Source organism: Mycobacterium sp. E1715, from assembly GCF_001667625.1.
In the GTDB taxonomy this organism is placed as follows: domain Bacteria; phylum Actinomycetota; class Actinomycetes; order Mycobacteriales; family Mycobacteriaceae; genus Mycobacterium.
In genome coordinates, this window is the sequence record NZ_LZJJ01000184.1 from 1 (window position 1) to 14,574 (window position 14,574).

Below are 14,574 nucleotides of genomic sequence, written 5' to 3' on the forward strand. Positions count from 1 at the left end.
CGCGTGGCTGACGATGATCGCCGTCGCGTCCACTCACCAAGGCAAGGGCGTCTGGGGGCAGCTCAGCGCGAAGGGGCTCGGCATACTGATCGAACGCGGCTACCCGATCGTCTTCGGGGTGCCGACCCAGACCGCGATGTACGACGGCTTCGGCGCCGGCGTGGGCAGCTATCTGCGCAGCTACTCCGTCGACCGCCGCTTCGCCAAGCTGCGCACGCCGCCGGCGGAGATCCGGGCGCGCGAGATCACCGCCGCCGAGGCAAAAGACCACTTGCCGGAAATCTACGAAAGATGGTGTGCTGCAACGAATGGGGCGGTGGCCCGCAACGAAGCCTGGTGGGCGGACCATCGGCAGGACCTGCCGGTGCAGCGAGGCAACGGCAGCCCGTTGAACTACACGATCCATCCGGACGGCTTCCTGACCTACCGCGTCGTGGGTGAGTCGAATCACGGCTACCGGCCACCGTTGGGCACCGTGGTCGTCGAAGACTTCTGCCCCATCACCGACGAGGCCCATACCGAGCTGCTGCAAACGTTGTTGGCCCTGGAGATGTTCAACACGGTCGAGATCGACGTGCCGGTCGACGACCCGCTGCCGCTCAAGCTCACCGACCTGCGGGCCGCCGAAACCACCGGTGTGAGCGATTTCCTCTGGGTGCGGATCAACGACGTGCCCGAGGTGCTGGGCACCCGCGCGTATGCGGCGGACATCGACCTCGCGCTGGAGGTCACCGACCCCCTCGACCTCGCCGGCGGGCGGTTCCTCCTGCAGGCCCGTGACGGCGTGGGCAAGTGCACACCGCACGACGGGCCCACCGACGTCGGCATCGGCCTGGCAGATCTGGCCACCATCTACATGGGCGCACACCCGGCCTCCGAGCTCCTGCGAGCGGGCCGGATCACCGAAGAGCGCCCGGGCGCGATACGCGACCTGGATGCCGCCTTCAGCACCGATCGGGCCCCCTACTGCGGGACCCTGTTCTGACGGGGCTTGCGCGGCAGACGGTTTCAGCGATCGGGTTTCCCGAGGCCCCCGCGAGCGCTCTCGGGTGGCTAACCTGGAAGGAAACCGGGATTTCACTCCGCGGCAGGACGCCTGTTATTGTCGCGTACGCGGTCTCGGCCGTCGAAAGCGCCGTTAGCTCAGTTGGTAGAGCAGCTGACTCTTAATCAGCGGGTCCGGGGTTCGAAACCCTGACGGCGCACAGTTGACATACCGGGGGCGGCTAACGGCCGCTCGGACCACTTTTCGTCGTGATTTGGCCGCCACACGATTGATGCTGCAGGTAGCTTCTCCTTCACAGCGAACGCCCTTTGCGTCGAAGGAGCTGCCATGGGGTTCATCCAGCCGAACCTGCCCGTCGTCGACGTGGCCGAGTGGAGCAAGCAACCCCGCGCGCAACGGATCGTCCCGATGGTGCGCCACATCGCCGAGAACGGGTTCGGCACCCCGCTGGTGATGCATGTGATGTATGGCGTGAAGATCGCGCTGTACATCCTCGGCGGCTGGGTGTTCGGGTGGTGCACGACGGGCATCGGCAGCTTCACGGGCGTCGCCGCCTGGTGGTCGGAACCGATCGTGTTCGAGAAGGCCGTGCTGTACACGATGCTGTTCGAAGTCATCGGCCTGGGCTGTTGCTTCGGGCCGCTGGCCGGCCGGTACTTCCCGCCGATGGGCTCCATCCTGTACTGGTTGCGGCCCAGCACCATCCGGCTGCCCCCGTGGCCCGATCGGGTGCCGCTGACCAAGGGCAGCGTCCGCAGCCCGCTCGACGCCATCCTCTACGGCGCGCTGCTGGCGCTGCTCGCCATCGCGCTGGTGTCCGATGGCACCGGCGCAATCCCCGCCCTGCACACCGACATTGGCGTGCTGGCCCCTTGGCACACCGTCGCGATCCTGTCGGTCCTGGCCGTCCTCGGTCTGCGCGACAAGGTGATCTTTTTGGCCGCGCGCGGTGAGGTCTATGCGCCGCTGGCGCTGGTCTTCCTGTTCGCCGGGGCGGACTCCATCATCGGGGCCAAGGTGGTCTTCATGGTGATCTGGCTCGGGGCGGCCACCTCAAAGCTCAACCGGCACTTCCCGTTCGTGATCTCGACGATGCTCGCGAACAACCCGTTCATCCCCTCCGGGGCGCTCAAGCGCTCGATGTTCAAGCGCTACCCGGACGACCTGCGCCCCAGCGCGCTGGCGGGTTTCATCGCGCACTTCTCCACCGCCGTGGAAGGCCTGGTACCACTGGCGCTGCTGTTCTCCCACGGCGGCTGGCCGACGGCCATCGCCGCGTTCGTGATGATCGTCTTCCACCTGAACATCCTGCTGGCCTTCCCGATGGGGGTGCCGCTGGAGTGGAACGTCTTCATGATCTTCGGCGTGCTGTCGCTGTTCGTGGCGCACGCCTGGCTCGGGTTGTCCGATGTGGCCAATCCGTTGCCGGTGGCGATCCTGTTCGTCGTCATCGCCGGGGTGGTCGTCGTCGGAAACCTCTACCCGCGCAAGGTGTCCTTCCTGCCGGGCATGCGGTATTACGCGGGCAACTGGGACACCACGGTGTGGTGCGTCAAGCCGTCGGTCGACGAGAAGATCCGCACCGGCTCCCGCGCGCTGGGACCGATGTATCACCTACAGCTCGAGCGTCTCTACAAAACCAAAGAAGAGACCTTGGTCCCCATTCACCTCGCCTACGCCTTCCGAGGGATGAACACCCACGGCCGCGCGCTCTACACCCTGGTACACCGCGCTTTGGCCGGCTACGACGAGGCCGACTACAACCTCTGCGAAGGCGAGAATCTCTGCGCAATGGTGCTGGGCTGGAACTTCGGCGATGGGCACATGCACAACGAATGCCTCATCGAGGCGCTACAGCAGCGCTGCAACTTCGAGCCCGGTGACGTGCGGGTGGTGATCCTGGACGCGCAGCCCATCCACATCCAGCGTCAGGAGTACCGCCTGGTGGACGCGGCGACCGGCGAATTCGAGCGCGGCTACGTCGAGGTCGAGGACATGGCTACCACCCAGCCGTGGGCCGATGACCTCCCGGTGCACGTTCAGAGCGGCACGGGCGCCGGCATGACCTGACGGGTCAGCGGTTGCGCACCCGGTGCACCACGACCACGACGACGAGGACGCCGACGCCGGCCAGTGAGACCGTCACCGCGGGCTTCTTGACGAACGCGATCACCCGAACCTTGAGGTCGTCGGCGAGGCGGCGCGGGTTGGCGCGCACGGCAAGCGAGTCGACGGTGGCCGCCAGCTGGTCGCGGGCGACGTCGATGTCCCGCTTGATGGCCTCGGGGTCCCGGTCCGCCACGTGTCTGTCCTCCCAATCGGCCTGATGCACCTGAGGCACTACCCTAGATCAGCTGGCGATAACCCCAACGCTCCGGTGAACAGAAAGGGGCCTAGAAATTGGCCGAGACCACGCGGCTTGCGCCGGGCGACAAAGCGCCCCCCTTCAGCCTGCCCGACGCCGACGGCAATAAGGTGTCGCTGTCCGACTACAAGGACCGTCGCGTCATCGTGTACTTCTACCCCGCGGCCTCGACGCCGGGCTGCACGAAGCAGGCCTGCGACTTCCGCGACAACCTGCGCGAACTCGGCGACGCCGGCCTCGACGTCATCGGCATCTCCCCCGACAAGCCGGAGAAGCTGGCCAAATTCCGCGACGCCGAGAAGCTGACGTTCCCGCTGCTCTCGGATCCCGACCGCAAGGTGCTGACGGCCTGGGGCGCCTACGGCGAGAAGCAGATGTACGGCAGGACGGTGCAGGGCGTGATCCGCTCGACCTTCGTGGTGGACGAGAAGGGCAAGATCGCCGTCGCGCAATACAACGTCAAGGCCACCGGCCACGTGGCCAAGCTTCGGCGCGACCTGTCGGTGTGAACCGCGGAGCGGTTACGCGGCGCACTGCGCCAGGCCGGCTTCACCCGTGCCCGTCGTCGACTTGGTGTCCTTCACCGTCCCATTGACCGTGATCGTGCAGGTCGTCTTCTGACCGGTCGGGTTCGCGGCGACCGTCAGCACCGCCGCGGGACTGGTGTCCTTACTGGTGAACGAGATCGACCACGGCGCGGGCTGATTGGTCAGCATCTGCAGCGTGCCCGTCGCATCGATATACGACACCGCGGCCAACGGGGCGTCCGAGGTCACGGTGTACACCACCGCATCGCCCGGCGCGGCGACCGCACCCTGCGCCGTTAGCAGCGACGCTGAAACCAATGCCGCGGAGGCCGCAGCAAACTGTGTCTTCATCACTTGCTCCCTACTGCCCCCGCTGACCGGTACTTTGCGCCGGTTCGGGCGCCTCGGCAACTTTTGCACGCGGGGGTTGCCGTGAGGAGGTCGGCGGGCGGGCCGTCAGGCAAGTTGAGATCGGTAGCGGAAGCGAACGCCAAGAATTTCACCAGTGGTGCGCCGTAGCGTGCAGCACAATTGGCAACGGAAGGCTTTCTCATATGAACGGACCCCTCAGTCGCATCATCGGGGCGGCAATGATTTCCGGCGGCGTCGCGGCGGCCGCTATGGGCTTGGCCGCACGCGCCGAAGCTACGCCGCCGTCCTATTGGCATTACTGCCCCGGCCAGAAATGGGGATACACGGTTCCGATACCGCCCGGGTTCGACCTGAGCGTTTGTCATTGGTTCGCGGTGACCGCTGAAAGCACCCCGTCGGGCCCGGTGTATCACTTCCGGGAAGCTGACCCGTCCGAGGTGCCCGCGCCGGCACCCGGCTTCCCCTGGCCGTAACGGTCAGCCCGATGCCGGTGATCAGGGGCGACCATTGCACTCCACGCAGGCCGAGGCGGATCATTTAGCCGTGGACGCGGACGACCCCGAGCAATACATCCGCGACCTCGCGAACGGCTCCGGCACCGCGCCGGAGCCGTTCGCGGCGCCCAGTGGCGGACAGTTCGGCGGCCCGCGCTGGTTCGGCGAAATCGCGAAGCTTGCGAATACGTCGCGAGGCAAGTTGATGCTGGGGATGTGCGCGGTCGTGGCGGCGCTGGCGGTCGCGTTCTTCTTGAGCCACGCCGGCACCACCGTCCAAGGAAATCTGGTGATGATCAATAGCGGCGCGAAGACCACGATCGACTGCAACAACGGCAACCTGAAGCTGGACGGCGACAACAACACCTATACCGTCACCGGCCACTGCCAACGGCTCGAGGTCTTCGGCAGCGGAAATCATGTCGCACTCGACAGCGCCGACACCCTCGACGTTTTCGGCGACGACAACGCGGTGACCTATCACTCGGGTTCACCGAGAATCGAGAAGACGGGAAACAACAACGCCGTATCACAACGGCGGTAAAGCGTTGGTGCGGTAGGGCCGCCGTCAGGCCAGGCTGGCCAGCAGCAGCGCCTCGGCGATCGCGGCGCGTTCCAGCACGCCGAGGTGCAGGCTCTCGTTGATGCTGTGCGCCTGGGTGTTTGGGTCCTCGACGCCGGTGACCAGGATCTTGGCGTGCGGGAACGCCTCGGCGAATTCGGCGATGAACGGGATGGAGCCGCCCATGCCCATGTCGATCGGGTCGGTCCCCCAGGCCTGCCGGAACGCGGCCCGCGCGGCGTCGTACACCGGGCCGCTGGCGTCGATGGCGTAGGGCTCGCCAACGTCGCCGCGGGTGACGGTGACCCGTGCGCCCCAAGGTGCGTGCTCGCGCAGGTGCGAAGTCAACGCGTCCAGGTGCGCCTCGGCGTCGCCGCCGGGCGCAACCCGCATGCTGATCTTCGCCCGGGCACGCGGGATCAGCGTGTTCGACGCCTTGTCGATCGGCGTGGTGTCGATGCCGATCACGTTGATCGCCGGTTTGGCCCACAGCCGCTGCGGCGCCGGGCCCGAACCGATCTCGGACACCCCGTCCAGCAGCCCGGAGTCGGCGCGCACCCGCTCGGGCGGGTAATCCACGGCGGCGGCGGTGCTTTCGTGCAGGCCGGCGACGGCCACGTTGCCGTCGTCATCGTGCAGGCTCGCCAGCAGCCGCACCAGGACGCTCACCGCGTCGGGCACCACGCCACCCCAGATACCGGAGTGCAGGCCGTGATCGAGCGTGGCGACCTCGACCACGCAGTCGACGAGGCCGCGCAACGAAACCGTCAGCGCCGGAACGCCGGTGCTCCAGTTGTCGGAGTCGGCGATGACGATGACGTCGGCGGACAGCGCGTCGCGGTGGGCGGCGAGCAACCGGCCCAAGGACGGCGAGCCGGATTCCTCCTCGCCCTCGACGAATACGGTCACGCCAACCGGGGGCCGGCCGCCGTGCGCCCGGAACGCCGCCAAATGCGTTGCGATACCAGCCTTGTCGTCGGCGCTACCACGGCCGTAGAGCCGCCCGTCACGTTCGGTGGGCTCAAAGGGCGGTGACGCCCACTGGCCGGTGTCGCCTTCGGGCTGCACGTCGTGGTGGGCGTACAGCAGCACGGTCGGCGCGCCCGGCGGCGCGGGGTGTCGCGCGATGACCGCGGGCGCCCCACCCTCGCTGACGACCCGCACATCGCCAAAACCGGCCTGCGACAACAGCTCCGCCACCGACCGCGCGCTGCGATGCACCTCGTCGCGGCGGCCCGGGTCGGCCCACACCGACTCGATGCGGATCAGGTCCTCGAGGTCGCGGCGCACCGACGGCAACAGCTCGCGGACGCGTTCCACCAGATCGCTCATGATCTCGAGGCTAGTCCCCCACTTTCCCGGCCCAGCAGACGCAAAGTCGCATGAATCCTCCGCGGCAGATGCGACTTTGCATCTGCTCGCGAGAGGCGTCAGGTCGTCTCCAGGATCGCCACCGCGGCCGCGGTGTCTCCCTCGTGTGTCAGTGACACGTGGATCGTCACGTCGGCCAGGTGCTTGGCGATGTCGCCGCTGAGCCGCACCCGGGGCCGGCCCCACATGTCGGTGACCACCTCGATGTCCCGGTGGATGTCCTCCGGGAGCACGGGCCGCTGGGCGAACCGGGACCCCGACCAGGCCTTGATCACCGCCTCCTTCGCAGCCCACCGTGCCGCCAGGTGGCGCGCCGCCGACGAACTCTTGTCCGAGGCATCGCGGCGCTCACCCGGAGTGAACGTCTCGGAGAAGACGGTTCCCGGCTGGTCGACCTGCTCGGCGAAATCAGGGATGGAGACGACGTCGATCCCCACACCGACAATTCCCATGGGACGCCAGGCTAACGGACGGTAGTTGACGTCATCCGGGCGAGACCTCGTACGCCTCGCCCTCACCGAGCCGAGACGCCGGGTCCAGCAGCATCGCCGCCTCCTGGCGCTTCTCCGGTGCGTCATGGCTGAAACGACGGTCCGCCGGCCGCTCGTACATCGGCGCGCCGCCGGCGATGGCCGAGACCAACCGGCGCTGACCGGCGAGCAGCCGCGCCTCCGCACGCCGCTGGTAGTCCGCGCGCTGATCGGCATCCAGCGACGCGATGAACGCCTGCGGGTGCACCAGCGCCACCAGCCCCGACACGTGGCCGAACCCGAGGCTGGTCAGCAGCCCCGCCTTGAGCGGGAACTTCTCGCCCAGCCGCAGCGTCTCGCGCACCCACACGAAGTGCGCCGAGCCGGCCAGCTCGTCGTCGACGCAGTCCAGGCTGCGGTTCGGCGGGATCACCCCGTCGCGCAGCATCTGGCACAGGCCCATCATCTGGAACACCGCCGCGCCGCCCTTGGCGTGGCCGGTGAGGCTCTTCTGCGACACCACGAACAGCGGTGCGCCCTCGGAGCGGCCCAGCGAGTCGGCCAGCCGCTCGTGCAGCTCGGTCTCGTTGGGATCGTTGGCCAGCGTCGAGGTGTCGTGCTTGGAGATCACCGCGATGTCGTCGGCACCGACGCCGAGCTTGCCGAGCGCCCGCGCCAACTGCGAGTCCCTGCCGCCGCGGCCGGCGCCCAGCGCACCCAGGCCCGGGGCCGGGATCGAGCTGTGCACGCCGTCGGCGAACGACTGCGCGTAGGCGACCACGGCCAATACGGGCAGGCCCATCTTGAGCGCCAGGTCGCCCCGGGCGAGCAGGATGGTGCCACCGCCCTGCGCCTCGACGAAGCCGAGCCGGCGCCGGTCGTTGGGCCGGGAGAACTTCGAGTCGTGGATGCCCCGGCCCCGCATCATGGACGAGTCGGCGGTGGCGGCCATGTCACCGAAGCCGATGATGGCTTCCAGCGTCAGGTCGTCGAAGCCGCCGGCGACCACCAGTTCGGCCTTGCCGAGGCGGATCTTGTCGACGCCCTCCTCGACCGACACCGCCGCGGTCGCGCACGCGCCTACCGGGTGAATCATCGCGCCGTAGCTACCCACATAGCTCTGAATGACGTGCGCGGCAACCACATTCGGCAGCACTTCCTGCAGGATGTCGTTCGGCTTGTTCCGGCCGAGCAGGTTGCCGTGATACATCGTCTGCATCGACGTCATGCCGCCCATTCCGGTGCCCTGGGTGCTGGCGACCAGGCCCGGGTGCACCCATCGCATCAACTCGGTCGGGGTGAATCCCGACGACAGGAATGCGTCGACGGTCGCGACGATGTTCCACAACGCCACCCGGTCGGTCGAGCTGGCCATGTCCTGGCTGATGCCGAACACGGTCGGATCGAATCCGGTGGGGACCTGCGCGCCGACGACCCGCGACAGCTTGGTCTTGCGCGGGACCCGAATCTCGGTGCCGGCCTTGCGGATCACCTGCCAGTCGCTGGAGTCGGGCACCGGCCGCACGATGGTGTGCTCGGGGTCGAATTCGACGAAGGCGCGAGCGTCGGCCTCCGAGGACACCACGAAGGAGAAGTCCTTTTCCAGGAACACCGACACCAGCAGCGGCGATGCGTGATCGGGATCGATCGCGCCGTCGTCGACGAACTCGCGGATGCCCACCCGCTCGACCACGATGTCGTGGTAGCGCTCGACCAGTTCGGTCTCGTCGACCAGGTCTCCGGATTCGGTGTCATACCAACCGGGTTGGGGGTCGTCCTCCCACCGGACCAGCCCGGTGGTCCAGGCCAGCTCGAGGACGCCCGCGGCCGACAGCTCGTTGTCGACTTCCATCTCGAACCGGGTGCGCGACGAACCGTAGGGACCGATCTCGGCGCCGCCGACGATCACCACCAGGTCGGCGGGGTCGACGTCCAGGTCGGCCCATTCGGGCGGTGGCGCCGGCTTGAAGCCTCGCGGCGGGGACGGCAGCGCGGCGATGGTGCCTTCCGCCGCAACGTCATCCACGACCTGATCGCCCGACGTGGCCTGTTCGCGCGCCTTGGCGGCCAGTTCGGCCATGTCGAGGTTGGCCTCGGCAAGGCCGCCGGTCAGGTCGGCCTTGATCGGCGCGCCGGCCGCCGCCACCTTGGACTCGACGTCGCAGAGACCCAGCAGCATGGCCGCCATCTGCTCGGTGGAATACGTGGTGACACCGGCCTCCTCGACGGCCTCGACGATGGCGTCGTTGTGGCCCATCAGCCCGGTGCCGCGGGTCCAGCCGATCAGCGCGTGCGCGAGGCTGACCCTCGCGGCCCACGAGGATTCGGCGTGCCAGCGACTCACCACCGCGTCCAGCGCCGACTTGGCCTCGCCGTAGGCGCCGTCGCCACCGAACATGCCGCGGTTGGGCGAACCGGGCAGCACCACGTGCAGCCGCGACGCGATGTCGCGCTCGGCACCGATCTTGGATAGCCCACCGATCAACCGCTGCACCGCCCAGAGCAGAACCTTCATCTCCATCTCGGAGCGCGAACCCGCCTCCGACAGGTCCCCGGCGACACGCGGCGCCGCGAACGGGAAGAGCAGCGTCGGTGTCTGCGCGTCCTTGATGTGAATGGATTGCGGCCCAAGGCTTTCGGTCTGCTCGGTGCCGATCCATTCCGCCAGCGCGTCGATGTCGGAGTAGGACGCCATGTTGGCGGCGACCACCCACAGCGCCGCACCGTACCGGGCGTGGTCGCGGTAGAGCCCGCGGTAGAACGCCAGCCGCTCGTCGTCGAGTTTGGACGTCGTGGCGATGACGGTGGCTCCGCCGTCGAGCAGTCGCGCGACGACCGACGCGGCGATCGATCCCTTGGAAGCGCCCGTCACGACGGCGACTTCGCTGCGGTACGGGCCGGGGTCGGGGTTCTCGGCGCCGGCCGCGATGCGGCCGTACAGCGAGGCGTGGATCTGGCGACCGGCGGCCAGCGATTTGCCCTGCCACCAGGTGGCCTGGGTCGCGACGACGTGGCCCGCGCCCTCGAACCTTTCGGACAGGCTCTTCCACTGGGCGTCGATCTCACCCTCGTCGGCCAGCCAGAGCTTGACCAAGTCCTCGCGGGCACTGGCCCACCGGTCGTCGAACACGACGGCCTTCTTGGCGTCGAAAGCCGGTGCCACCAAACGCGGCCAGTCCGCGCCGAGTTCGGCGGTGACCAGGTCGATGAGCTCGGCGTCGGTGGCGGCCGGCGGCGCGCTCACCGGGTTGTCGTGGCCGAGCTGGCCCAGGATCAGGCGGGCCGCCGAGGCGAGCACACCGTCGCGACCGGTGATCTGGTCGGTGAATTCGCTCAGCGCGGCCGCGTCGACGGTCGCACCGCCGCCGCCTCCCGAAGAGGGCAGCGCCACCGCGATCCCGCGCCGCGCGGCCACGGAAGCGACCGCGGCGTCGACGACCTTGTCGACCGACGCGGCGTCGGCCAGCGCGCCCTCGTGCAGGTGTCCCATGGCGCCCCCGCGAACGCTGTTGCCCTCGCGGGTACCCAGCGCGACTTCGACCGTGACGTGCTTGGCCCAGCCGTCGCCGAGCTCCCACGTCTTCTTGACACGCTCGGCGATCGCGGCGGGCCGCTTGCCGGAGGGCCCAAGCACGGTGCGCAGTTGGTCGTTGATCGCGTCGGAAAGCACTGGGCCGAAAGGCTTGTAGGTACGGGCCAGCTTGGTGACCTGCGACCGCAGGCCGGCCAGGTCAGCCTCGGCGGCGCCGTCGATGGCGCCCAGGTTCAACTCCGACCCGAGGTCGACCAGCAACTGGTTGCGCCGCGACGAGGCGCCGTCGGTGATCGACTCGATGGAGTCGAGCTCCTCGATCTGGTCGATGCGCATCTTGGCCGACAGCGCGATCAACGCCAGGGTGGCGTCGGCGGCGTCGAACCCGATGTCATCGGGCCTCGGAGCACCGGACGGAACTGCGGCGGGAGCCGCAGCGACGACTGGGGCGACATTGGGGTTGGGCCCACCGTCCGACGCGGCAGCGTCGGAATCGGCGGCCGGCTCGTCGGCGTCGGGCTCCGGCTCGGGGTCGGTGTCGGTGGCGAACAGCACCGCGGCGTCGCGCTCGGCGTTGAGCACTTCGACTGTGCTGTGGGCATATTCGGGCAACTTGAGGGTGTTGGTGGCCAGTCCGGCGACGGTCGGCGCGGACTTCACACCGATCTCGACGAACCGCTCCACGCCCAGGCCGCCCGCGGCCTCCTCGGTGAAAAGCAGGTCCTGGGTTTCGATCCAACGCACGGGGCTGGCGAACTGCCAGGCCAGCAGCTCGATCAAGACGATGCGCGCCATCTCGTTCCGGCGCTCGGCCAGCCAGGTGTCGTAGTCGGCCAGGATCGCGTCGAGCGGCTCGGCGGGCACCAGATCGCGGATCTCCTGGATGAAGTCGCGGTCGAGGGTGAACGGGCGGGGCACCAGGTTCGGGATGTAGCGCCCGATGATGACGTCGGGATTCTTGTCGCGCGGCATGACGCGTTCCAGCGAGCGGCGGAACTCCGCCACCCCGACGCGCAGCACCCGCGAGTGGAAGGGCACGTCGATGCCGGGCACCAGGATGAACGAACGCTTGCCACCGGTGAGCTCGCGGCGCCGCTCCACCTCGGCCTCCAGCTCCTCGAGGCCGCGGACCGTGCCTGCGATCGCGTACTGCGAACCGCGCAGGTTGAAGTTCACGATCTCCAGGAATTCGCCGGTGCGCTCGGCGATTCCGGCCACGAAGCCGGGGACCTCGTCGTCGGGCAGGTCGATCTGCGACGGGCGGATGGCGGCCAGCCGGTAGTTCGAGCGGCCCAGCTCGTCGCGGGGCACAATGTCATGCATCTTCGAACCCCGGTGAAACACCGTCTCCAGCAACGCTTCCAGTTCGTAGATGCCGGTGACGCAGGCCAGCGCGGTGTACTCGCCGACCGAGTGGCCGCAGGCGATCGCGCCTTCGACGAAAGCGCCTTGCTCCCGCATCTCGGCGACCTGGGCCGCCGCGACGGTCGCCATCGCGACCTGGGTGAACTGCGTCAGGTACAGCACCCCCTCGGGGTGGTTGTAGTGCACGCCGCTGGCGATGATGCTGGTCGGGTTGTCGCGCACCACGTGCAGCACCGAGAAGCCCAGCGTGTCGCGGGTGAACTTGTCCGCCTTGTCCCACACCTTGCGGGCGGCCTTCGAGCGGGCGCGGACGTCCATGCCCATGCCCTTGTGCTGAATGCCCTGACCCGGGAAGGCGTACACCGTGTGCGGGGCGGCCAGGCGCGCCGTCGCCGACATCACCAGATCGGACCCGATGCGCGCCACGACCTCCAAAACCTCTGCACCCTGGTCGATTCCGACGCGCTCGACGCGGAAGTCGACCTCGTCGCCGGGACGCACCATGCCCAGGAATCGGGCGGTCCAGCCGATCAGCCGGGCCGGCGGGCGCGCCTGGCCGTCGGTGGCGGTCACCGCGTGCTGCGCCGCGGCCGACAACCACATCCCATGCACGATCGGCGATTCCAGGCCGGCCAGCAGGGCGGCCGCCCGGTCGGTGTGGATCGGGTTGTGGTCGCCGGACACCACCGCGAACGGTCGCATGTCGACCGGGGCGGTCAGCCGCACGTCGCGGCGGCGGCGGCGCGGGGTGTCGGTCGCGTTCTCCGACACCGCACCGCCGGCCCGCACCGGGTCGGTGAGCTCGGCGGCGCCGGTGCGACCGAGGATCACAAAGCGCTCGTCGAGACGGGCGATGGTCGCGCCGTCGGCGCCGGCGATCGTCACCGCGACCCTGACCACTCGGCCCATGTCGGTGTCGACGGCCGGGGAAGCCGTTGCGCTGATTGCCAATTCGGCCTCCACCTTGGGCAGCGCGCCGACCACATGGGCGGCGTGGTCCAGGTGCACGAGGCTCAGCAGGCCCTCGACGACCGGCACGCCGGCGTCGGTGACCGCCGAGCCGATCGCCGCGAAAACCGCGGGCCAGCACAGGCCGACGAGCGCGTCGGGCACGGTGGTGAGGCCGGGAGCGAGCGGCTCGCCGAACGTGGCGGTGACCCCGGTGTGGTCGGCGACCCGCTCGGGGTCCCAGTCCACCGTCACGGCGGCCGTGCCGTCGACGACCGCGGGCAGGAATTCCGGCCCGTCGACACCGGCGGCGATCGCCAGCACGGCGCGCATGGCGGTGGCGGCGTCCTCGGTGGACACCACGGGGGTGCCGCCGTCGACGGTGTTGGGCGGCAGGGTGAACGGGATGTCGATCCAGGTTCCAGAGATCGGGACGCTGAGCATCACCCGATCGCCGTCGACCTCGAGCCGCGCGCCGGTGAATGAGTGTGTGGCGCGGCGACTTTCGGGCCCGTCGTGCACGAGCCAATCGCCGGGGTCGGCGATCCGGTGGACCGGGTTGGTCGCGGTGCGGCCGGCCCACTGCACGTCGGGGGCGTCCAGCACGACGGCCAGCGGGCCGGTGACGTCCGGGCGGCCCAGCCGACGCGACGCGACGGCCCGGGGCCGCCCGTTGGAGGAGAGCACCTCGTCGATGGCGGCCTGCTCGAAGCGGTCCAGCAACTCACCGACCGGTTCGTCCATCCGGGTGATGCCGGCCACGGCCGCGGTGCCCGGGATGATGCACACCTGGTCGGCGTCGTAGCGGGCGTCGTGCGCCTGCCACAGCGAGTCGCTGCGCCACCAGCGCCGCACGTCCTTGTCGATGACCGGCACGAAGTTGACCGGCTTGCCCAGCGTCTTGCACAGGGTGACGAAGAAGGGGACGTCCGCCGGGTGCAGCTGCACGGTGTCGGCGTCGGGGTAGTGGGCAAGCAGCGCGGCGATCGCGTCGTCAGGCGTTTCCAGCAGGGCCGCATCGTTGAACAGCGTCTCGATGGGTCCGGAATCGTTTGCGTGCAAACGGGCTTCGGCGCGTTGCAGCATCTGCTGGAACCGGTCGCGCCAGGTGTCGGCCAGCCACGGGCTGCCCGGTGCGGCGGTGTCGGCGGTGGAGTTGCCCTCCCCGATGGCGAGCTCGACGTAGCGCTGCAGCCACTGCAGGTAGGTCATGTCGGCGACGTCGCCGAAGTACGGCTTGGCCGTGTTGGCCATCGCCGCGATGATCTCGTCGCGGCGAGCCGCGACGGCCTCCGCGTCACCGGCGACCTCGTCGAGGAGCCGCCCGCACCGCGAAGCGCTGTTGTCGATCTCGTGGATGTCGGCGCCCAGCTGGCTGCGGCTGGAAGCCATGCCGCCCACGGCTTTTCCGGCGCCCACCCACTGGTCGGTGCCCTGCGTCTCGACCAGCATCCGCTTGACCGACGGCGACGTGGTGGCCTCCTTGGCCGCCATCGCCGCGGTGCCCACCAGGATGCCGTCGATCGGCATCAGCGGGAAGCCGTACTCCTGCGCCCAGCGCC

Annotated in this window: 10 protein-coding genes and 1 tRNA gene; 6 read left to right on the forward strand and 5 right to left on the reverse strand. The window is 69.0% G+C overall.

Going from position 1 to position 14,574, the window contains the following annotated elements; translation table 11 throughout:
- From A9X03_RS10045 to A9X03_RS10055, 3 genes are all read left to right on the forward strand, one after another.
- Nucleotides 1-985 (forward strand): GNAT family N-acetyltransferase (locus A9X03_RS10045; protein ID WP_068260868.1); only part of this gene is annotated, 985 nt, incomplete at its 5' end.
- Between the two features lie 147 nt (nt 986-1,132).
- A tRNA-Lys gene (locus A9X03_RS10050) sits at nt 1,133-1,205 on the forward strand.
- Between the two features lie 128 nt (nt 1,206-1,333).
- Nucleotides 1,334-3,076 carry a DUF3556 domain-containing protein gene (locus A9X03_RS10055; protein ID WP_067760551.1) on the forward strand — a complete coding sequence of 581 codons (1,743 nt, stop codon included), beginning with the start codon at nt 1,334-1,336 and terminating at the stop codon, nt 3,074-3,076.
- Nucleotides 3,077-3,080: 4 nt separating this feature from the next.
- Here A9X03_RS10055 and A9X03_RS10060 read toward each other — a convergent pair whose 3' ends face one another.
- A complete protein-coding gene (locus A9X03_RS10060; protein WP_067760600.1) occupies nt 3,081-3,308 on the reverse strand; it encodes a DUF3618 domain-containing protein in 228 nt (75 codons plus the stop codon).
- 98 nt (nt 3,309-3,406) lie between these two features.
- Between A9X03_RS10060 and bcp the strand changes: the two genes are divergently transcribed.
- Entirely contained in the window at nt 3,407-3,880 is a 474-nt protein-coding gene (gene bcp / locus A9X03_RS10065; RefSeq protein WP_067760549.1) for a thioredoxin-dependent thiol peroxidase, read from the forward strand.
- A gap of 12 nt (nt 3,881-3,892) precedes the next feature.
- On the opposite strand, the gene A9X03_RS10070 is transcribed toward bcp, so the two are convergent.
- Nucleotides 3,893-4,249 (reverse strand): MmpS family transport accessory protein, encoded by a 357-nt coding sequence (locus A9X03_RS10070; RefSeq protein WP_068266392.1) that lies wholly within the window; start codon nt 4,247-4,249, stop codon nt 3,893-3,895.
- A 203-nt stretch (nt 4,250-4,452) separates the two neighbouring features.
- Here A9X03_RS10070 and A9X03_RS30185 point away from each other — a divergent pair, with 203 nt between their 5' ends.
- Together A9X03_RS30185 and A9X03_RS10080 are read left to right on the forward strand one after the other, a co-directional pair.
- Nucleotides 4,453-4,743: a hypothetical protein gene (locus A9X03_RS30185; protein WP_067760545.1), complete on the forward strand. Its 291-nt coding sequence runs from the start codon at nt 4,453-4,455 to the stop codon at nt 4,741-4,743.
- A 70-nt stretch (nt 4,744-4,813) separates the two neighbouring features.
- A complete protein-coding gene (locus tag A9X03_RS10080) occupies nt 4,814-5,308 on the forward strand; it encodes a DUF3060 domain-containing protein (protein ID WP_068260871.1) in 495 nt (164 codons plus the stop codon).
- Between the two features lie 24 nt (nt 5,309-5,332).
- Here A9X03_RS10080 and A9X03_RS10085 read toward each other — a convergent pair whose 3' ends face one another.
- The 3 genes from A9X03_RS10085 to A9X03_RS10095 all read right to left on the reverse strand — a co-directional run.
- Nucleotides 5,333-6,658 carry a dipeptidase gene (locus tag A9X03_RS10085; protein ID WP_067760541.1) on the reverse strand — a complete coding sequence of 442 codons (1,326 nt, stop codon included), beginning with the start codon at nt 6,656-6,658 and terminating at the stop codon, nt 5,333-5,335.
- A 98-nt stretch (nt 6,659-6,756) separates the two neighbouring features.
- Nucleotides 6,757-7,149 (reverse strand): holo-ACP synthase, encoded by a 393-nt coding sequence (locus tag A9X03_RS10090; protein ID WP_065444533.1) that lies wholly within the window; start codon nt 7,147-7,149, stop codon nt 6,757-6,759.
- A gap of 31 nt (nt 7,150-7,180) precedes the next feature.
- Nucleotides 7,181-14,574: type I polyketide synthase (locus A9X03_RS10095; protein WP_068260875.1), on the reverse strand; the 7,394-nt coding region annotated here is incomplete at its 5' end.

Coding starts and splice junctions, on each gene's coding strand:
- A9X03_RS10070 (WP_068266392.1), bottom strand. CDS start 4,249: ATGAAGACACAGTTTGCTGCGGCCTCCGCGGCATTGGTTTCAGCGTCG.
- A9X03_RS10085 (WP_067760541.1), bottom strand. CDS start 6,658: ATGAGCGATCTGGTGGAACGCGTCCGCGAGCTGTTGCCGTCGGTGCGC.
- A9X03_RS10090 (WP_065444533.1), bottom strand. CDS start 7,149: ATGGGAATTGTCGGTGTGGGGATCGACGTCGTCTCCATCCCTGATTTC.
- A9X03_RS10055 (WP_067760551.1), top strand. CDS start 1,334: ATGGGGTTCATCCAGCCGAACCTGCCCGTCGTCGACGTGGCCGAGTGG.
- A9X03_RS30185 (WP_067760545.1), top strand. CDS start 4,453: ATGAACGGACCCCTCAGTCGCATCATCGGGGCGGCAATGATTTCCGGC.